An 18780-nucleotide genomic window follows, 5' to 3' on the forward strand; every position below is an offset into this window, starting at 1 on the left:
GCAGGTGGCGGCGGTCAGCCCAGGCGGGCGCCGCTGACCCGTTCGATGCCGGCCAGGTCGCGCCAGCTTTGCACTTTGTTGTAGCCGGCGTCGGCCAGCAAGCCGCGCACGGATACGGCCTGGTCATAGCCGTGTTCCATCAGCAGCCAGGCGCCCGTTGCCAAATGGCGCGCGGCGCCGGAGACGATGCTGCGCAGGGCCGACAGGCCGTCCGCATGGTCGGTCAGCGCGCCCGCCGGCTCGAAGCGCAAATCGCCTTCGGCCAGGTGGCGGTCGCCGCTGGCGATGTAGGGGGGATTGGAGACGATCAGGTCGAACTTTTCCGTGCCCAGCGCTTCGAACCAGTCGCTGGCCATGAAAGTGATGTTGACGCCGTTGGCGCTGGCGTTGCGGCGCGCCACGGCCAGCGCCGTGCTGCTGACGTCCAGGGCCGTGACGACGGCGTCGGGCCGCGTATGCGCCAGCGCGACGGCGATGGCGCCGCTGCCCGTGCCCATGTCGAGCACCCGTCCGCCGGGCGGCAGGCGTTCGAGCGCCAGTTCGACCAGCACTTCCGTGTCGGGGCGGGGGATCAGTACGGCGTCGTTCACTTCGAACGGCAGGCCGAAAAATTCGCGCTGGCCGACGATGTAGGCGATCGGCTCGCCCTGCAGGCGGCGCGCCAGCAAGCCCGATAAACGTTCGGCTTCAGCGGGAGTGAGTACGCGCTCCGATTGCGTGATCAGGCTCACGCGCGACAGGCCCAGCGCGTGGCCCAGCAGGATGCGGTTGTCGAGCGGATCGAGCAGTGGATGGATTTGCAGGGCGCCGACAGTGCTGCCGGCGGGAATCAAGGTTTCTGTCATGGTGCTTTCAATTATTTCTGACGGCGCAGCAAGGTCCACAGCATGGCGATGGCGAAGATGGCGAACCAGGCGAATGCCCATTGCGGGATCGACAGGCCGAAAAACGGCTCGCCGGCGCTTTCGCAGGCGCCATACGATTCAAACATGAAGGGCATGAGTTCGGCCGTGAAGACCTTGTTCAGCGCCGTTTCCACCGGATCGATGCCGCACGAGAAGCCGGGGTTGGCCAGCACGTACAAATGCTTGGCGCCCACGCCCAGGCCGCCGAGGGCCGCCAGAAAACCGACGCTGGCGCCGATTTTGGGCCGGTTCGCCGCCGCGCCGGCCAGGCAGGCGATGCCGATGCCGAGGAACAGGTAGCGCTGGATCACGCACAGCGGGCACGGCGCCATGTTCATGGCATGCTGCAAATACATGGCCACGCCCAGCATCAGGAAACACAGGGCGGCGATCAACAGGAGGACGGTGCGTGAATTTTTCATGGGCGACACGGTGAGGTGGATGGAATCGAGCTGATCATTTTCGCACAAGGCTGGATTTTTATTGCTTAGCCGCTACTTAAAGCTGTCGGCTTACGCGCTGCGCGCTAAGCCGACCTACCACTGCGGCGTAGGTCGGCGTAGGTCGGCTTAGCGCAGCGTAAGCCGACGCAACGGCGTCAGCATTTAGTCGCCCAGCGCCGCTAAAAGCTCGGCCTGGTGCTCCGCCGCCAAGGCATTCGTCAAATCCGTCAAATCCCCATCCATGATGAAGTCGAGTTTATATAAGGTCAGATTGATGCGGTGGTCCGTCAGCCGGCCTTGCGGGAAATTGTAAGTACGGATGCGCTCGCTGCGGTCGCCCGAGCCGATCAGGCTCTTGCGCGTGGCCGCTTCCTTCGACTGCTGCTCGCGCAACTGCACGTCCTTGATGCGCGCGGCCAGCACTTTCATCGCCTGCGCCTTGTTCTTGTGCTGGCTGCGGTCATCCTGGCATTCCACCACGATGCCGGTCGGCAAGTGGGTGATGCGCACGGCCGAATCCGTCTTGTTGATGTGCTGTCCACCGGCGCCCGAGGCGCGGTAGGTGTCGATGCGCAGGTCGGCCGGGTTGATGTTGACGTCTTCCACTTCGTCCGCTTCCGGCATCACGGCCACCGTGCAGGCTGACGTGTGGATGCGGCCCTGCGTTTCCGTGGCCGGCACGCGCTGCACGCGGTGGCCGCCCGACTCGAATTTCAGTTTCGAATACGCGCCATTGCCCACCACGCGCACGATCACTTCGCGGTAGCCGCCCAGGTCGGAATCGGACGAGGACACGAGCTCCACTTGCCAGCGGTTGCGCTCGGCAAAACGCGTGTACATGCGCAGCAGGTCGCCGGCGAACAGGGCCGATTCATCGCCGCCCGTGCCGGCGCGAATTTCCAGGAAGATATTGCGCTCGTCATTGACGTCCTTCGGCAGCAGCATGGTCTGCAATTCGCGTTCCAGGCGCGCCATGGTGGCTTTCGCCGCTTCGATTTCTTCCTGGGCGAATTCCTTCATGTCCGGATCGCCCAGCATCTCTTGCGCCGTCGTAATATCGTTGCCCGCTTCCTGGTAAGAGCGGTACAGAGCCACCAGCGGGCCCAGCTCGGCGTGCTCGCGCGTCATCTTGCGGTAGCTGTCCATGTTCGACGTGGCGTCCGGATGCATCAGCAGTTCGTCGAGTTCGACCAGGCGGTTCGCCAGTTGATCGAGTTTGGCCAGCATGGATGGTTTCATAGCGATTCGCGGTAAAAGAGTGTGGGGATGAAGCAGGCCCGGCAGGCGGGCAGGGGGTGGCCGCGCGGGCGGCCAGCGGGGCTGCGCTAACGGCGGGGGCGGAACAGTTTCGGCAGCAGGGTGACGAGCTGCTTGCGCTCGTCGCCTTGCGCGTGGTGCAGCGCCTGCTGCGGACCGTGCAGGAACTTGGCCGTCAAGCCTTTCGACAGCGCTTCCAGGACGGCGTCAATGTCGGCGCCCTTGGCCAGCATTTTGCGCGCCCGTTCCACTTCCATCAGGCGCAACGATTCGCTGTTTTCATGCAAATGCTGGATGACGGGCACCATAGCACGGTCGTCGACCCAGCTCATGAACGATTGCACGCGCGTCTCGATAATGGATTCGGCTTGCGCCACGGCCGCTTGCCGGCTTTCCAGGCCCGTCTGCACGACCTTGCCCAGGTCGTCGACCGTGTACAGGAAGACGTCGTTCAAACGGCCCACTTCCGCTTCGATGTCGCGCGGCACGGCCAGATCGACCATGAACATGGGCTTGTGGCGGCGCGCCTTGATGGCGCGCTCGACCAGGCCCAGGCCCAGCAGCGGCAAGGACGACGCCGTGCACGAGATGACGATGTCGAACTGGTGCAGCTGCTCCGGCAGATCTGCCAGGCGGATGGCCTTGCCGTTGAAGCGGTGCGCCAGTTCCTCGCCCCGCTCCATGGTGCGGTTGGCAATGGTGATGCTTTTCGGGTTTTGCGCCGCGAAGTGCGTGGCGCACAATTCGATCATTTCGCCGGCGCCGATGAACAGCACGTTCTGCTCGGCGATCTTGTCGAAGATGCGCTGCGACAGGCGTACGGCGGCGGCCGCCATGGACACGCTGTGGGCGCCGATTTCCGTGCTGCTGCGCACTTCCTTGGCGACGGAAAAGCTGCGCTGGAACAACTGGTGCAGATACGTGCCCAGGCCGCCCGCCTCGTCGGCCGTGCGGATGGCGTCCTTGATCTGCCCCAGGATCTGCGTTTCGCCCAGCACCATCGAATCGAGCCCGGAGGCGACGCGGAAGGTGTGGCGCACGGCATCGTGCTGCGGCAGCATATATAAGTGGGGGCGCAGCTCGCTGTAGTTGAGCTTGTGATAGTCGGCCAGGAAATGCGCGCCCGCGTCGAGCGGATTCGGCACGTGGCTGGCCGCATACAGCTCGGTGCGGTTGCAGGTCGACAGGATGGCCGCTTCGTCGTTGTCGCGCAAGTCGATGCGCTGGAACCAGGTGCGCGCCGCCATCACCGCCGAACCCAAGTGCTCAGGCGCAAACGCCAGCTGTTCGCGGAGCGACACTGGAGCGGTGGTATGGTTGAGGCCGACGGCGAGCAGTTGCATTTCAGGGCTGTTGGGGTGACTTATGCCGACATTATAACGCTTTGTGCCCGCGCTTTGAGCAGGTCAGCCGTTTGCCGCCATTCAGCCGCCCAGTTTTTCCAGGCGATAACCGTAGCTGTAGACGGGCACGAGCCTGTAGCCGTGTTCCGGTTTCAGCTGCAACTTGTTGCGCACGCGCGAGACGTGGGTATCCATGGTGCGCGAGGGTAGCGCCGTGTCGCGCTGCCACACGGCTTCGTGGATGTAGGCGCGCGACAGGGGACGGCCCAGGTTGCGGAAAAACAGCAGCGCCAGGGCGAATTCCTTGTGCGTCACATCCAGCACTTCGCCATCGCGCAGCAGGCGGCCGGGGCGGGTTTCAAACGTATATTGACCGAATTGCAAGGTCTCGGCGCCATTCTGGGCCGGATACGCCACGCGCAGCAGCGCCTGGGTGCGCAAGGTCAGCTCGCTGCGCCGCAGGGGCTTGATCATGTAGTCGTCGGCGCCGGCCGTCATGCCCGCCACCACGTCGTCTTCGCCCGAGCTGTTGGTCATAAACAACACGGGTGCCTTGGGCGCCAGTTTTTCCCGGGCACGGCGCAAGACTTCAGCACCGTCCAGATCGCTCACATGCCAGTCGAGGATGAGCATGTCGCAACTGTCCTTGCGCAATTGGCCCAGCATTTCCTTACCACTTTGAAACTCGTGGCAAGCGTGGCCGGCGGCGGTGAGCACCTGGCAGATCAGTTCTGCCTGGCTATGGTCGCTATCGAGTACGGCAATTCGCATAATTGGCTGGAGTGTGTAGCAACAAACAGACGGTCCGCTCTGCTTATCGTAATGTTAAGGAATGCTCAAGTGAAATATAACAGAGATTGCAACTGTGTCCAGTGAAATCGGCAGCGCAGGCCTTTACGTTACACTTGTTCATCTACCTCATACTGCGGAGAAACGGCCATGCCAGACAAGAGCACTACCGATTGGACCCTGATACCGGCCAGTCGTGCGGAGATCGAGCAAGTGCGCGAGCGTTGCCGGCGCCTGGTGCAGCGGCGTGCCATGATGTCGGCGGGCGCCTCGGCCATTCCCATTCCCGGCATCGACCTGATGTCGGACGTGGGCCTGTTTTCCATGCTGATCAATGATATCAACCACGAATTCGGCCTGACGCCCGAGCAGATCGAGCGCCTGAACCCGCAGTTCAAGATGATGGCCTACCGCGCGGCGGTGGGCATGGGTGGCATGCTGGTGGGAAAGTTGGTGTCGCGCGAACTGATCCTCCACCTGCTCAAGCGCAGTGGCGTCAAGATAGCCACCAAGCAGGTGGCGCGCTTCGTGCCGTTCGCCGGCCAGGCGGTGGCGGCAGCCATCGGCTACGCCGTGTTCCGCCAGATCGGCAACCAGCACGTGAACGCCTGCGCCGCGGTGGCGCAGGAATTGCTCGCGGTGAGACCGAGTCAAAGCTGATACTTTTATGTAGGGATCAAGATGTGTTTGATAGCCGTCGCAAATGGTTGATTCGCCGTTGCGGCGAGTTCGTCTTTTAAAAATGCTTTTCCTTCCGCTAATGTGAAATCGCCTGAGTCCACCATTTCCCTGACCTCCTTTGCTTGGTCGAGATAGCCAGCGATCACACTGCGTCGCATTTGGCGCAAAGCGCCGTTGAGATTGAAAATGCGTATGGTTTCCATTGCGCGTTTTTTATCCGTGGCGTTCAATCCTTCGCGCACGGCCACGCTACCGTCGCTGACGAACAGGAAAAAACGTTCGGGGTCTTCCTCGTCCGGTTTGATCAGGTCGGCAGGATCGTAAGGTGGCAGCTCATCCTTGAATTTTCCGCAATTGTCGATGCGGTTGCATGATCCGAATAAATTAGACCAGAGAAAGGTCACTTTTGGATCGCGTCCCTTTTGACGAAAGTGCTCGATATGTTTCTTGTCGTTGCGCAAGGCATCTTCGCAATAGGCGCAGCGATGTTGCTGCATCTCATACAGTCTTTCCCATATCTCGCGCTTGTCTTCGGCACTGACGGCCTGCCAGTTGTCCCGACCATGCTGGTAGGTGGACAGGCACACCGGCGCAGCACCGCGTTGCAGCTTATGCATCGCCCGTCTCGCGCAAAGGCAATTTGCGTTTGAAGGCTTGCAGGCGGATCAGGCGGTCGCACTCCAGCATTTTTGGATGGTTGGCACCAAAATGCGCGTTCAGTTCTGCACGTAACGCCATGCCACCAGGTTCCTCATGCAAATTCTGCTGGATTAACGCCATGTAGTGACTGAGTTGGCGAGCCGGCTCGACATCGGGAACGGGATCGATACCCATCACACTGGCCAGTACGTCCGAACTTGCCACGCCCATGGTTTGTTGATCGATGGTATTGACTACCATGCGCTTGCGCCCGCTCTCTTCGTCCAATTCCCAATCCAGCCGGCGTATGCAGTGTGCGTCGATGCTGCTGAGTACTTGGGGGCTGTGGGTGGTGACGATGAACTGGATATTTGGGAATGCCCTTTGCAAATCAGGCAATACAGTCTGCTGCCATTCCGGGTGCAAGTGCATGTCGATTTCATCGATCATGACGATGCCATGCGTGAGCAGGGCAGCCTTGTCGCCATGGTGGGTATTGAGTTTGTAGCAGCGGTAGGCAATGTCACCGACCAGCGCCAGCATATTGCGTATGCCGTCACTGAGTTGGCTAACCTTGAGCTTGCCCTGCTCCGGGTGTTCCAGTACCAGGTCGTCGTGTTCGGCGCTATACTCCAGCCAATGCCAGCCTGTATGCGGTTCCAGAATCACGTCGATGGCCTGCTGGACGGCGCGTACCGGTGCAAGCAGATCGTCGGCGACCTTCGCTTCGGGCCCGAGTTTCTTTTCGAGATTGCGGATCTGCGCATCCCTGAGCGCCTTGAATACCCGCGTGTACCACTGGGCAAAGTCTTTGTAGCTTGACGAAGGTGCTAGGCAATCGCGATAGGCCCAGGTGCGGGAAAACGATGCCTGGTCCACTTTCTCCGATTTGCCGGCCAGTTTCTTTTGACTCCACAATCGGCCCGTGCCGTAATAACCGAGCATCGGCAATTCGTCTGCTTCAATTTGACCATTCGCAAAGACGCCATTTTCCAAAGCCTGCGCATAGCCATACAGCTCTATTTCATTGGAAAAAGCATTGTTTTTTGTTTTGCTCGATCTTTTGACGCTGTCGCGCAAGCGTCTCCCATGCCAATCCAGATTAGTACCATCTGCATCATGGACCATCGGCTCAATAGCGCCAAATGATTCAATCACGCAAGGTAAACGCCATTCCATCTGATGCGCTGCCAGCTTTTCGCGAAACACATCGTCGATCTGTATGCCCGTGGTGTCGAGCGACATGCTGCCCAGGTCAAAGCCGGCGATATACGGCCACAAGGCAATCTTGATGGCGTCGAGCAAGGATGATTTGCCTTGGCCGTTGAGAGCGACAATGACGGTCAATTGGGGATCGAAAGCGAGCTGCACATTTTCAAAGCAACGGAAATTCTGCAGAGTGATCCGTTCGATTTTCAATGTTGGCTCCAGTGCAGCATAGGTGAATGTCGTCGGGGACAACGCGAAAAGGGCTGACTGAATGTCAACCCTTTGATTATAGTACTGTTTTTGCCCGCCTTTGTTGCTTGGCCAGTTCTACGCGTCCGGCAGCACCACGTTGACGTCGAGCACTTCCAGGTTGCCCTGGCGGTCCAGCGAGATCTTGATGTCGTCGGCATTGACCTTGGTGTACTTGGAAATGACGGCGATCAATTCCTTGTGCAGGGCGGGCAGGAAGTCCGGACCATCGCGTCCGCTGCGTTCGCGGGCGATGATGATCTGCAGGCGTTCCTTGGCCGCGGTGGCCGTCTTCGGCTTGGGGGGGAAGAGGAAAGAAAGCAAGGCCATATCACTTCGCCCCAAAAATGCGCTGGAGTAATCCAGGCTTTTCATAGTTGGTAAAGCGCAACTCGACTTCTTCGCCGAGGAAACGCGAGACCACGTCTTCATAGGCTTGCGCCACGTCCGTGCCCGTGAAATGGATGGCCGGGTTACCCTGATTTGAGGCGGCCAGCACTTGCTCCGATTCCGGAATGATGCCCACCAGCGGGATGCGCAGGATTTCCTGCACGTCCTGGTAGGACAGCATTTCATCCGATTCCACGCGTTTCGGCGAGTAGCGGGTGATCAGCAAATGTTCCTTGACCGGCTCGCCGCCCGTCTGCGCGCGGCGCGACTTGGCTTGCAGGATGCCGAGGATGCGGTCCGAATCGCGCACCGACGACACTTCCGGGTTGGTGACGATGATGGCTTCGTCGGCGAACGTCAGCGCCATCAGCGCGCCATGCTCGATGCCGGCCGGCGAATCGCAGATGATGAATTCGAAACCCATGTTGATCAGGTCGTTCAACACGCGTTCCACGCCTTCTTCCGACAAGGCATCCTTGTCGCGCGTTTGCGACGCGGGCAGGATGAACAGGTTGTCGCAGTGCTTGTCCTTGATCAGGGCCTGGTTCAGGGTGGCCTCTTTATTGATCACATTGATCAGGTCGTAGACGACGCGGCGCTCGCAACCCATGATCAGGTCGAGGTTACGCAGGCCCACGTCGAAGTCGAGCACGGCTGTCTTGTGGCCGCGCATGGCCAGGCCAGTGGAAAAACTGGCGCTAGAGGTCGTCTTGCCGACACCGCCCTTGCCGGACGTCACAACAATAATTCTTGCCACAAATAATCCTTTTCAGATATCTCTTGAATTGTGCAGCTTAAGAGCGGTTCACGGGAGTGACCGGATTGACAGAGTGTATATCGATTCTGTCGCCAGCCAAACGAATTTGCGCGGGTCCGCGCGCCATTTCTGCGGGGAAACCATCCTCGAACGTGCGGTACACGCCGGCGATCGAGACCAGTTCCGGTTCCATGGCCAGCGCGAAGATGCGGGCCTGGGCATTGCCCGAGGCGCCGGCCAGCGCGCGGCCGTACAGCGAGGAATATACGTGGATGCTGCCGTCGGCGATGATTTCGGCGCCATTGTTGACGACGGCGGTGATGATCAGGTCGCAGCCGCGCGCATAAATGCGCTGGCCGGCCCGCACGGGCGTGTCGATCACCATCACCTGGGCGTCGGCGCCCGACTGGGCGGCGGCCGTGGGCGTATCCTTGGGGCCATCCTTGGGCGGCGCATCGTCGCGCGTCTTGCCGCTGTCAAGGCTCAAGCCTTGCGCCAGGATGGCGTCATGCATGTCGGCCGGCGCATTGCGCACGGCCACGGCATTCAAACGGTATTTTTTCAGCAAGGCCACGAGGGCGGCCCAATCGATGGGCACGCTGCCGGGCGGCAAGGCCGCCACGTCCAGCACGGCCAGGTCGTCCTCGAAAAAGTCGGCCACGCCTCCCGTCATGTCGCGCAGGGCGGCGTCGAGTGCCTGCGTATCGGCGCTATGCAGAATGGCGGAGACAGCAACGACGGTGGAAATCTTGATTTCGATAGGCTTCTGCGACGGGCTTTTGGACATAAACATTTATCAAAGTGAAACTGCGGCAGGCCAGATGTTCCGTACGGCAACAATGGGAGCAGTAAATTTCTTGCATTCTACTGCAAAAAAATCAGCATCAGGGGCCTGGCGCGTGCTATTCCGCAGGGCAACACCTACTTCAGGTCAAAAAAAACGGACGGCGCCCCGGAAAACCGCTGCGCCGCCCCGAAAGCAGCCGAGAATGCGCCCTGAGGGCGCGGTCCGAGATCAAGCTGCGCGCATCTGCCGCGCCGCCGCGAGCATATTCTTTAAGGCTCTGTCATCGGCAAGTAGGGGAATGTCGGAATTTTCCCTTGGCCATGCTGTCTGACTCTGCATATCAATCACACAGGGAGCAGATCATGCGGCCAGCTGAATGGATCAGCTTTATCGCGCAGTTTGCTCAGTTGAGCCAGCGTCAGCGGCAAGCAGGCATTGCCCTGCTGCGTGGCAGCGCGCCACACGACGCGACCGTCGCGCTGCTGGAAAATGTGGCGCAGCCGCGATTGACCTGTCCCGCCTGCCACTCGCCTCGCTTGCACCGACATGGCCATGCGCACGGCTTGCAGCGCTACCGCTGCGTGCCGTGCGGACGCACCTTCAATGCGCTCACCGGCACGCCGCTGGCCCGCTTGCGCCATAAATCGTTGTGGCTCGACTATGCCGATTGCCTGCTGGCATCGGATTCCGTGCGCAAGGCAGCGTCACAGCTAGGTGTGCACCGCAACACCACGTTTCGCTGGCGTCACCGGTTTTTATCGCTGGCCAAGACGGACCGGCCGCATGGCCTGCATGGCATCGCCGAGGCAGACGAGTTATATTTGCTGGAATCGGAAAAGGGATCCAGAAATATGACGCGTCCGCCCCGGCGCCGGGGCGGCCATGCCCACAAGCGCGGCATATCGAATGAACAGGTCTGCATCCTGGTGGCGCGCGACCGCACGGGCCAGACCCTCGACTTCGTCACGGGCAAAGGGGCGCTGACGAAGGCGCAGTTGCATCACTGTTTGTTGCCTGTCATCGACAAGGACGTGCTGCTGGTCACCGACGGCCATGCCGCCTACCGCGCCTTCGCCCGTGAAGCAGGGGTTAGCCACCAGGCCGTCAACTTGCGTGCCGGCATCCGCGTGCGGGGCGCGGCCCACGTGCAGAACGTCAACGCCTATCACAGCCGCTTGCGGGATTGGCTACGGCCGTTTCATGGCGTGGCCACGCGCTACCTGCCGAACTATCTGGGATGGCGCTGGATACTCGACGCCAGGCGCATCCGCTCACCGGAAACATTATTGAAAGCAACTTTGGGCGCATTCCCACATCTAATGGTGACATAGCCTTCTTTAAAGCCGCTTCCGTTTCCGCCCAGCCCCGCGTCTTCAGGCCGCAGTCCGGGTTGATCCATAACTGGGCTGGTGGAATGACGGCGATGCGGTAGGCGCGCGTGGCCCAGTCCAGGTAGGCGTCCCACTGGCTGCGGCGCAGCGGCAAGCCTTCGCGGATGGCCGGTTCGTCGATCTGGATGATGCCGAAGCCGGCCGTTTCCAGGTCTTGCACCTCGTCGCGGATGGCCAGGGCCAGTTGCAGCGCCGTGGCGGCGCGCGGCTGGTCGTCGCGCACGAACGAGCATTGCAAGATCGTCACCGGGCCCGTCAGCATGCCTTTCACCGGTTTGCTCGTCAGGCTTTGCGCGTGCACCGTCCAGGCCACCGTCATGGCGGCCGGGCGCTGCACGTCGCCGTAGAAGACGGGCGGTTTCACACAGCGCGAGCCGTACGATTGCACCCAGCCGTGGCGCGTGAAGATAAAACCGTCGAGTTGCTCGCCAAAGTAGTCGACCATGTCGTTGCGTTCCGCCTCGCCATGCACGAGCACGTCCAGGCCCAGCGCTTCCTGGCGGCTGACGGCGTGGGTGATTTCGGCGCGCGTCGGTGCTTCATACTCGGCGGATCCAAGTTCGCCCCGCTTATGGCTGGCGCGGCGGCTGGCAATGGCCTGACGGGAAGTGGCCAATGCGGCCAGTGCGCTGTCATCGGAATGGCCTTCAAGCGCGTCCTTGAGAACGGCGATTTCTGCCAGTTTTTCCGTGGCGAACGCCAGCCAGGTCCGGATTTCACCGTCGAGCTCCGTTTCCGCTTCCAGGCTGAACGGCACGTGCAGCAGCGAGCACGACGGCGCCAGCCACAGCTGGCCGTTGCGCTTGGCCGCCAGCGGCTGCAGCACGGCCAGGGCCGCGTCGAGGTCGGTGCGCCAGATGTTGCGCCCGTCGACGATACCGATCGACAAGACTTTATGCGCTGGCAGCCAGTCCGTGACGCTGATCAGTTCATGCGGCGCGCGGATGCCGTCCACGTGCAGGCCGGCGACGGGCAGGCGGCACGTCAGGCTGAGGTTTTCTTCCAGCGGCGAGAAATATGTAGCCAGCAGGATATTGATACCCACCTGGTTCAGTTGCCAGTACGTGCTTTCGAAGGCGCTGCGCCACGCGCCGGGCAAGTCCAGGCCCAGGATCGGCTCGTCGACCTGCACCCAGGCCACGCCTTGCTCTTTCAGGCGGTCGAGCAGGGCGCCGTACACGGGCAGCAATTGTTCCAGCAGGGCCAGACGGTCAAAGCTCGACTCGCCTGGCGTCTTTTCCTTGCCCAGCCAGAGGAAGGTGAGGGGGCCGATCAGGGCCGCCTTGACCTGGTGACCGAGCGCCTGCGCCTCGGCCACTTCTGCCAGCAGGTGCTCGCAGGCCAGGGAAAATTGAGTTTGCGGCGACAATTCGGGCACCAGGTAATGGTAATTGGTGTCAAACCACTTGCTCATTTCCAGCGCGGCAGTGCCTGCGGCGTGTGCATGGTGCGCGTGGCCGCAGCCCGCGTGCTCCGCATGCGTTGCTTCACCACGCGCCATCGTGAAATAGCGCGCCAGCGGCGACTGCTCCGGCGTGAAGTTGAAACGGGCCGGTTCGCAGCCCAGCAGCTGGATATGGTTGGCGACCTGGTCATACAGGGCGAAGTCGCCCACGGTCACGTAATCGAGACCGGCATCGCGCTGCAGCGCCCAGTGGCGCGCGCGCAATTGCTGGCCCGTCGCTTCCAGCGCTGCCTCGGACAGCTCGCCGCGCCAGTGGCTTTCCAGCGCCAATGTCAGCTCGCGCGCGGCGCCGATACGGGGAAAGCCAAGGATATGGGTGTGCACGGTCATGATGTCATCGAGATTTAATGTGAATGCGCTAGAGTGTGCGGCAACTTGGTCTATAATCAAAACGAAACATTTTATCGAATGACATGAAAATAATTCACGTACATCCCCCCACTTCCCGATGCTAGAAATCCGCCACCTGCGCACCCTGAGTGCCCTGCGTTCGTCCGGCAGCCTGGTGCGCGCCGCGCAGCTGCTCAACCTGACCCAGTCGGCCCTGTCGCACCAGATCCGTTTGCTCGAAGAGCGCTACAAGGCCCCTTTGTTCGAGCGCAAATCGATGCCGATCGCCTTTACGGCCACGGGCAGCCGGTTGCTGGAGCTGGCCGACAAGCTGCTGCCCGAGATCGAGCTGGCCGAGCGCGACGTGGCGCGCCTGTCGCAGGGCGACAAGGGGCAGCTGCGCGTGGCGCTCGAATGCCATACCTGTTTCGACTGGCTCATGCCCGTGATGGATGCGTTCCGCCAGCGCTGGCCGGAAGTGGAGATCGATCTTGTCTCCGGCTTTCACAGCGAACCGGCGGACTTGCTGCGTTCGGGCGAGGCGGACCTCGTGATCGGTTCGCCGTATGGCCCCGATTTCACCGTGTTTCCCCTGTTCCGCTTTGAAATGCTGGTGGTGATGGCGCAGAAGCACCGGCTGCAGGCGCAGCGCCGGCTGGTGGCGGCCGACTTTACGGGCGAGACCTTGATTACCTATCCGGTGCCGGAAGAGCGCATCGACCTGATCCGCGAAGTGCTGCGGCCGGCCGGCATCCAGTTTGAACGCCGTACGGCCGAATTGACGGTCGCCGTGCTGCAGCTGGTGGCGAGCCGGCGCGGCATCGCCGCCTTGCCGAACTGGGCCATCAAGAATTACGTCGATTACGATTACGTGGTGGCGCGCCCGGTGGGCGAGCACGGCTTGTGGAGCGATTTGTACGTGTCCGTGCCGGACCATCTGCAGGACAAGGCGTACGTGCGCGATTTCGTCAGCGTGATACGCGAGCAGTGCGCGGCCTCGCTCGACGGTATCAAGTTGTTGTCTTGATCAACGTTGAGTTGGAAACAAACCAACAGGAAAGCTTGATAAATATCAAGGTTCAGCAATGAACCACCGCTTACAGTTGAGCACTGTGCGGCGCAACATGGCGTCGCCTACTCTTTGGGGAGAAACGACATGTTTTCATTTTCCGAACAATGGGCACTGGCCGGCAAGGCCGTGGTGGAAGCACAATTGATCAGCGCGCAAGCGTATGCCCAGGCCGTCGTCGACAGCGGTGCCAGCGTGCTGGAATTGCAGCTCGATACGGCCCGCTCGGCGCTGGCCGCCGCTACGGTAGCGGGCAATCAGCTGCTGTCCGTGAAGGATACGCAAGCGCTGCTGCAACTGTCGCGCACGCAGTCGCAACTGGCCATCGAGCGCATCGGTGCATATGGCCGCCAGGCAAAGGATGTTGCTCAAGAAACCCAGGAGAAATTCGAGACTGTGACAAAGGGTGAGTTTGCTGCATCGCGTCAAAAATTTGGCGAGCTGTTGCAGGTGGTAAAGCAAACGCCCGTGCCCTTGATTATTCCCTTCAATAATTTTCTAAAAACCACTTTCGGCGGCGCCGATGAAGGGTATGATAAAAATAAAAACACGCGTCCTGCTCGCCAGGCGTAAGCGTTTTGCGGCCCGGCAGCGGCTATCCGCCGCGCCAGTCCGCCCGCCAGTACCGCAAGCAGGTTGTCATCGCCGCCGCCTGCGGTGCGGCGCTGGAACTGCGGCGCATGCCGCGCTAGAATGAAACGCAGCTTGCTGTGTCTTCCCCGGATTCTCATTGGATTCTATTAGCACCTTGACCTTGGCCCTCGTGGCCTGCATATCGGAGAAATAAATGGATGATGTCGTAATCGTGGCCGCCGGCCGTACCGCAGTCGGCAAATTCGGTGGCAGTCTGGCCAAGATTCCTGCGTCCGAACTGGGCGCGCATGTAATCAAGGGCTTGCTGGCACAAACCGGCATCGACCCGAACCTGATCGGCGAAGCGATCCTGGGCCAGGTACTGACGGCCGCCGTCGGCCAGAACGCCGCGCGCCAGGCCGTCATCAAGGCTGGCCTGCCCAGCTCCATCCCGGCATTCACCATCAACAAGGTATGCGGCAGCGGCCTGAAGGCCACGCACCTGGCGGCGCAAGCGATCAAGTGCGGCGACGCCAACATCATCATCGCTGGTGGCCAGGAAAACATGAGCGCTTCGCCGCACGCGATGAACGGCTCGCGCGACGGTTTCCGCATGGGCGACTTCAAGATGATCGACACCATGATCGTCGACGGCTTGTGGGACGTGTACAACCAGTACCACATGGGCATCACGGCGGAAAACGTCGCCAAGAAATACGAAGTGACGCGCGCCGAGCAGGATGAGTTCGCGCTGCAGTCGCAACTGAAGGCGGAAGCGGCACAAAAAGCGGGCAAGTTCAAGGATGAAATCCTGCCGCTGGAAATCGCCAACAAAAAAGGCACCGTCGTCTTTGACAGCGATGAATACATCAAGCCTGGTTCGACCCTGGAATCGCTGTCCGGCCTGCGCCCCGCGTTCGCCAAGGACGGTACTGTCACGGCCGGCAACGCGTCGGGCCTGAACGACGGCGCCGCCGCCGTCATCATGATGTCCGCTTCGCAAGCGAAGGAACTGGGCTTGAAGCCGCTGGCGCGCATCAAGGCCTACGCTTCGTCGGGCCTGGACCCGGCCGTCATGGGCATGGGCCCCGTCTCCGCATCGCGTCTGTGCCTGAAAAAAGCCGGCTGGACGCATGAAGAGCTGGACCTGATGGAAATCAACGAAGCGTTTGCCGCGCAAGCGATTGCCGTCAACAAGGAAATGGGCTGGGATACCAGCAAGATCAACGTGAACGGCGGCGCGATCGCCATCGGCCACCCGATCGGCGCGTCCGGCGCACGCATCCTGGTCACCCTGATCCACGAAATGATACGCCGCGACGCCAAGAAAGGCCTGGCAGCACTTTGCATCGGCGGCGGCATGGGTGTGGCGCTCGCGATCGAGCGCGATTAAGTAGCTGGCACGAACCCAGGCTGTTGCGCATACGCGCGGCGGCCTGGTTCGATGCGGTACGCCGCCGTCATGCGGCGGTTTTGTGCTGCTTTATTTAAATAATTAACTTTTTAGCAATAGAACGACACTGAGGGGATGAAAATGGCAAGAGTTGCATTGGTAACTGGTGGCATGGGCGGTCTGGGCGAAGCGGTGTGTTTCAAGCTGGCGGCGCTCGGCTATCGCGTGGTGACCACATATTCCCCAGGCAATCCGAAGGTCGCGGAATGGCTGGCGACGACGAAGGACATGGGCTATGACTTCAAGGCCTACCCATGCGACGTGGCCGATTACGATTCGGCGGCTGCCTGCGTGGCGGCCGTGGAAGCGGAAATCGGTCCTGTGGACGTGCTGGTGAATAACGCCGGCATCACGCGCGACATGACGTTCAAGAAGATGGACAAGCCGAACTGGGACGCCGTGATGGGCACCAACCTCGATTCCGTCTTCAACATGACCAAGCCCGTCTGCGACGGCATGGTGGAACGCGGCTGGGGCCGCATCATCAACATCTCGTCCGTGAATGGCCAGAAGGGCGCCTTCGGCCAGACCAACTATTCGGCCGCGAAAGCCGGCATGCATGGTTTCACCAAGTCGCTGGCGCTGGAAGTGGCGCGCAAGAACGTGACCGTCAACACCATCTCGCCTGGCTACATCGGCACCAAGATGGTCATGGCGATTCCACAGGAAGTGCTCGACAGCAAAATCATCCCGCAAATTCCGATGGCGCGCCTGGGCAAGCCGGAAGAAGTGGCCGGCCTGGTCGCTTACCTGGCTTCCGATGAAGCGGCGTTCGTCACGGGCGCCAACATTTCCATCAACGGCGGCCAGCACATGTCGTAATCGTTGTTGAGGTAAAACGAAAAAGACAGCTGCGGCTGTCTTTTTTTATGCTGGCCAGCAAAACAAGGGGATGGCCGGATTTGCCTTAAAATCAGTATTTCTCCACTGCATCATCTCCATGATTCTTGTTCCCGCCTTGCGCCGCGCCAGCGTGGCCGCCATCATTTTCCTGGGCGCCAGCGCGGCCCAGGCCAGCGTCGCCTTCCACGTCACGGTGACGACCGAGCGTGTCAACCAGCCCGGCGTGAAAACCAGCTTGCCCGCGCGTGCTACGCAGGAAAGCGACGTCGTGCTGGGCGAACATTACCTGAGCGTGCGTGACGGCAAGAGCCTGTCCGTGCTCGACTTTGCCACGCGCCGCCGCCACCTGATCGATATGGCGGCGTCCACCTACGATAGCTATTCACTGCTCGACGTGGCGGGTTTTCGCCGCATCGAGATCGCGCATCGCCAGGGCATGGCTGGCGCGCTCCAGGCTGGCGGCTTGCAAGCCCACGTCACGCCGCCTGTGTATGAAGAACAGGCGTTGTCCGTGCCGGCGGCCAGGCGGCGCAACGCGCTGGCGCCGCAAGTGCTCGACGGCGCAGTGCTGTGGTCGCTCGACGGACACCCCCTGCTGCGCCTGGGCATTGCTGGCAGCCCCGTCAGTAATGACGATGCGACGGCGTTTGCCCAGTACTTGCGCTACACCTGGGGCGGCCATCCGCTGGTGCTGAAGCTGCTGGCCGATGGCAAGCGCATTCCCGCCGACCTCACCTTGCACTATGAGGAAGTGGGCGGCAAGGTCGCGCGCCATTTCCGCATCAGCGCCATGACGGTGGGGGCGCCCGCCACGTATTCCCTGGCCGGCTACCGGCCCCGCGCGCTGGCGGCCAATGCGCCGCCGCTCGAAAGCGTGCTGGCGCAGGCGGCGTCGCTGCCGCCGCTGGGCCCCCAGGCACATCTCGCGCTGCGCAGCGAAGCGGAAAAGCTCTTTGCCGCGGAAAAGCCCTTCGAGGCTTTCTTGACCATGCTGGAAGACCATTTTTCCACGGGTGAACTGGTCGACAAGCTGTCGCCCCAGCAGATACGGGCCATGCAGGAATGCCAGCCCATCCACGATCTGACGCGGGGATTGCTGGCCAAGGACAAGGAGGGCATCGCGGACGCGCTGGCTACCGTGCAGGAATTGAGAAGGCAAACGGGGATGGCGCAGCCCGTCCTGGCCTTGTTCGAGGGAAATTTGCGTGCCAAGCTGGGGCAATGGCCGGAAGCAACCGCCTTGTATCTGCAAGTGCTGCAGGCCAGGCCGCAGATGGCGGCCGCGTACCAGGACCTGGGCGACGCCTTGCTGGCGCAGTTCGATGCGCCGAATGCCTGGCGCAGCTGGGATGCGGGGCGGGCCATGGCGCCGTCGCTGCGGCAATTTCGCAAGGTCAACGATTTGGAGCGCAGCCTGCTGAACGATTATCCCGCCTTCTTTGCCGACGGGGCGACGCTTCCGCCTGAAGGTCAGCCCAGCACCAGCCGCCCGGCCAGCAAGACGAAGACGGTGGGCAGCACGAACTTGCCGTAAGGCGAGGGTTTGCCGCGCAGGCGGCGCGCCAGTCGCGCGGCCAGGACCGCATACAGGGCATCGAACAGCAGGCCCATCAGCACCAGCACGGCGCCCAGGCGCAGATATTGCATGCCGACCTGCTCGCTGCCGACGACGAATTGCGGCAGGAACATGCTGCAAAACAGCAGTGCCTTCGGATTGAGCAGATTCGTCAGGAAGCCGCGCACCAGGCTGGCGCGGGCGCCATGCGCCGTGGCGGGAGCGGCTGCTTCCTGCGCCGTTTTGCTCGACAGGGCCGACTGCAGCAAACGCAGCGCCAGGTACAGCAGGTAGGCGGCGCCCGCCCATTTGACCCACTGCAAGGCTTGCGGATGCGTCACCATCAACGCCGCCAGGCCCGCGCCCGACAGCGCCACATGCACGGCGCGCGCGCCGGCAATGCCCACGGCCGTCACCAGCGCCGTGGCCACGCCGCGCGCGGCGCCCGTCGCCAGTACCAGCGCCATATCGGGGCCCGGTAATAAAAAGGCGCCAGCCAGTGCCAGCAGGTACATCAGGAAGGTAGAATCGGACATGGGCCAGTCGAAAAGAAAGCGGGAGCATGCGCACGGTGCAGCCTGCTCGCCGGTTTCCATTATGTTCTTGCTGCGATGAAATGTGCTTGCTTTTCCTGCCCTGCATGCCCTAGTAT

18 protein-coding genes and 1 pseudogene are annotated in these 18780 nt (G+C 61.5%); 7 read left to right on the plus strand and 12 right to left on the minus strand.

Annotated elements, in window-relative coordinates:
* Positions 1-14 precede the first annotated feature (14 nt).
* From prmC to FG13_RS19710, 5 genes are all read right to left on the minus strand, one after another.
* A complete protein-coding gene (gene prmC / locus FG13_RS19690) occupies positions 15-845 on the minus strand; it encodes a peptide chain release factor N(5)-glutamine methyltransferase (protein WP_035823599.1) in 831 nt (276 codons plus the stop codon).
* Positions 846-856: 11 nt separating this feature from the next.
* A complete protein-coding gene (locus tag FG13_RS19695; protein ID WP_035828492.1) occupies positions 857-1327 on the minus strand; it encodes a disulfide bond formation protein B in 471 nt (156 codons plus the stop codon).
* A gap of 183 nt (positions 1328-1510) precedes the next feature.
* Complete coding sequence (prfA, locus tag FG13_RS19700) at positions 1511-2587, minus strand: peptide chain release factor 1 (RefSeq protein WP_035823601.1); 1077 nt, start codon at positions 2585-2587, stop codon at positions 1511-1513.
* Between the two features lie 86 nt (positions 2588-2673).
* Positions 2674-3948, minus strand: coding sequence for a glutamyl-tRNA reductase (gene hemA, locus FG13_RS19705; RefSeq protein ID WP_035823603.1), 1275 nt, complete (start codon positions 3946-3948; stop codon positions 2674-2676).
* A gap of 81 nt (positions 3949-4029) precedes the next feature.
* Positions 4030-4719: a response regulator transcription factor gene (locus tag FG13_RS19710; RefSeq protein ID WP_035823604.1), complete on the minus strand. Its 690-nt coding sequence runs from the start codon at positions 4717-4719 to the stop codon at positions 4030-4032.
* Between the two features lie 168 nt (positions 4720-4887).
* Between FG13_RS19710 and FG13_RS19715 the strand changes: the two genes are divergently transcribed.
* Complete coding sequence (locus FG13_RS19715) at positions 4888-5397, plus strand: hypothetical protein (protein ID WP_035823605.1); 510 nt, start codon at positions 4888-4890, stop codon at positions 5395-5397.
* Between the two features lie 5 nt (positions 5398-5402).
* Here the strand turns inward: FG13_RS19715 and ptuB are convergent, their stop codons facing one another.
* The 5 genes from ptuB to minC all read right to left on the minus strand — a co-directional run bounded on the left by ptuB (position 5403) and on the right by minC (position 9449).
* The gene (gene ptuB / locus FG13_RS19720; protein ID WP_035823606.1) at positions 5403-6035 is read right to left on the minus strand and encodes a retron Ec78 anti-phage system effector HNH endonuclease PtuB; all 633 of its coding nucleotides are present in this window, start codon (positions 6033-6035) and stop codon (positions 5403-5405) included.
* Entirely contained in the window at positions 6028-7476 is a 1449-nt protein-coding gene (locus FG13_RS19725) for an AAA family ATPase (protein ID WP_051959266.1), read from the minus strand. Before FG13_RS19725 ends, ptuB begins: the two co-directional genes overlap by 8 nt.
* Positions 7477-7593: 117 nt before the next feature.
* Positions 7594-7845 carry a cell division topological specificity factor MinE gene (minE, locus tag FG13_RS19730; RefSeq protein WP_034752886.1) on the minus strand — a complete coding sequence of 84 codons (252 nt, stop codon included), beginning with the start codon at positions 7843-7845 and terminating at the stop codon, positions 7594-7596.
* 1 nt (position 7846) lies between these two features.
* Positions 7847-8662, minus strand: a complete 816-nt coding sequence (gene minD / locus FG13_RS19735; RefSeq protein WP_034752889.1) for a septum site-determining protein MinD — start codon at positions 8660-8662, stop codon at positions 7847-7849.
* 37 nt (positions 8663-8699) lie between these two features.
* Entirely contained in the window at positions 8700-9449 is a 750-nt protein-coding gene (gene minC, locus FG13_RS19740) for a septum site-determining protein MinC (RefSeq protein ID WP_035828495.1), read from the minus strand.
* 362 nt (positions 9450-9811) lie between these two features.
* On the opposite strand from minC, the gene FG13_RS29595 reads away from it, so the two are divergent.
* Positions 9812-10780, plus strand: a complete 969-nt coding sequence (locus tag FG13_RS29595; protein WP_152598812.1) for an IS1595 family transposase — start codon at positions 9812-9814, stop codon at positions 10778-10780.
* Between the two features lie 4 nt (positions 10781-10784).
* On the opposite strand, the pseudogene FG13_RS19755 reads toward FG13_RS29595, so the two are convergent.
* Positions 10785-12635: pseudogene (locus FG13_RS19755) on the minus strand (5-methyltetrahydropteroyltriglutamate--homocysteine methyltransferase); the annotation flags it as partial.
* 118 nt (positions 12636-12753) lie between these two features.
* On the opposite strand from FG13_RS19755, the gene FG13_RS19760 reads away from it, so the two are divergent.
* The 5 genes from FG13_RS19760 (at position 12754) to FG13_RS19780 (ending at position 18107) form a co-directional block, all read left to right on the plus strand.
* The gene (locus FG13_RS19760) at positions 12754-13662 is read left to right on the plus strand and encodes a LysR family transcriptional regulator (RefSeq protein WP_035823611.1); all 909 of its coding nucleotides are present in this window, start codon (positions 12754-12756) and stop codon (positions 13660-13662) included.
* Between the two features lie 129 nt (positions 13663-13791).
* Positions 13792-14277: a phasin family protein gene (locus tag FG13_RS19765; protein WP_035823613.1), complete on the plus strand. Its 486-nt coding sequence runs from the start codon at positions 13792-13794 to the stop codon at positions 14275-14277.
* Between the two features lie 214 nt (positions 14278-14491).
* Complete coding sequence (locus tag FG13_RS19770; RefSeq protein WP_035823614.1) at positions 14492-15670, plus strand: acetyl-CoA C-acetyltransferase; 1179 nt, start codon at positions 14492-14494, stop codon at positions 15668-15670.
* A 141-nt stretch (positions 15671-15811) separates the two neighbouring features.
* Positions 15812-16552: an acetoacetyl-CoA reductase gene (gene phbB, locus FG13_RS19775; protein WP_035823615.1), complete on the plus strand. Its 741-nt coding sequence runs from the start codon at positions 15812-15814 to the stop codon at positions 16550-16552.
* 118 nt (positions 16553-16670) lie between these two features.
* Positions 16671-18107, plus strand: coding sequence for a hypothetical protein (locus FG13_RS19780; RefSeq protein WP_152598813.1), 1437 nt, complete (start codon positions 16671-16673; stop codon positions 18105-18107).
* Here FG13_RS19780 and FG13_RS19785 read toward each other — a convergent pair.
* Positions 18044-18664, minus strand: a complete 621-nt coding sequence (locus tag FG13_RS19785) for a LysE family translocator (RefSeq protein ID WP_035828500.1) — start codon at positions 18662-18664, stop codon at positions 18044-18046. The two genes, FG13_RS19780 and FG13_RS19785, sit on opposite strands and share 64 nt — an antisense overlap.
* Positions 18665-18780 lie beyond the last annotated feature (116 nt).

This window comes from Janthinobacterium sp. RA13 (assembly GCF_000745325.1).
GTDB classification, from domain to species: domain Bacteria; phylum Pseudomonadota; class Gammaproteobacteria; order Burkholderiales; family Burkholderiaceae_D; genus Janthinobacterium; species Janthinobacterium rivuli.

Excerpts from the sequence above, each read along its gene's own strand:
- prmC (WP_035823599.1), bottom strand. The coding sequence starts at position 845 with ATGACAGAAACCTTGATTCCCGCCGGCAGCACTGTCGGCGCCCTGCAA.
- FG13_RS19695 (WP_035828492.1), bottom strand. The coding sequence starts at position 1,327 with ATGAAAAATTCACGCACCGTCCTCCTGTTGATCGCCGCCCTGTGTTTC.
- prfA (WP_035823601.1), bottom strand. The coding sequence starts at position 2,587 with ATGAAACCATCCATGCTGGCCAAACTCGATCAACTGGCGAACCGCCTG.
- hemA (WP_035823603.1), bottom strand. The coding sequence starts at position 3,948 with ATGCAACTGCTCGCCGTCGGCCTCAACCATACCACCGCTCCAGTGTCG.
- FG13_RS19710 (WP_035823604.1), bottom strand. The coding sequence starts at position 4,719 with ATGCGAATTGCCGTACTCGATAGCGACCATAGCCAGGCAGAACTGATC.
- FG13_RS19715 (WP_035823605.1), top strand. The coding sequence starts at position 4,888 with ATGCCAGACAAGAGCACTACCGATTGGACCCTGATACCGGCCAGTCGT.
- ptuB (WP_035823606.1), bottom strand. The coding sequence starts at position 6,035 with ATGCATAAGCTGCAACGCGGTGCTGCGCCGGTGTGCCTGTCCACCTAC.
- minE (WP_034752886.1), bottom strand. The coding sequence starts at position 7,845 with ATGGCCTTGCTTTCTTTCCTCTTCCCCCCCAAGCCGAAGACGGCCACC.
- minC (WP_035828495.1), bottom strand. The coding sequence starts at position 9,449 with ATGTCCAAAAGCCCGTCGCAGAAGCCTATCGAAATCAAGATTTCCACC.
- FG13_RS29595 (WP_152598812.1), top strand. The coding sequence starts at position 9,812 with ATGCGGCCAGCTGAATGGATCAGCTTTATCGCGCAGTTTGCTCAGTTG.
- FG13_RS19760 (WP_035823611.1), top strand. The coding sequence starts at position 12,754 with ATGCTAGAAATCCGCCACCTGCGCACCCTGAGTGCCCTGCGTTCGTCC.
- FG13_RS19765 (WP_035823613.1), top strand. The coding sequence starts at position 13,792 with ATGTTTTCATTTTCCGAACAATGGGCACTGGCCGGCAAGGCCGTGGTG.
- FG13_RS19770 (WP_035823614.1), top strand. The coding sequence starts at position 14,492 with ATGGATGATGTCGTAATCGTGGCCGCCGGCCGTACCGCAGTCGGCAAA.
- phbB (WP_035823615.1), top strand. The coding sequence starts at position 15,812 with ATGGCAAGAGTTGCATTGGTAACTGGTGGCATGGGCGGTCTGGGCGAA.
- FG13_RS19780 (WP_152598813.1), top strand. The coding sequence starts at position 16,671 with ATGATTCTTGTTCCCGCCTTGCGCCGCGCCAGCGTGGCCGCCATCATT.
- FG13_RS19785 (WP_035828500.1), bottom strand. The coding sequence starts at position 18,664 with ATGTCCGATTCTACCTTCCTGATGTACCTGCTGGCACTGGCTGGCGCC.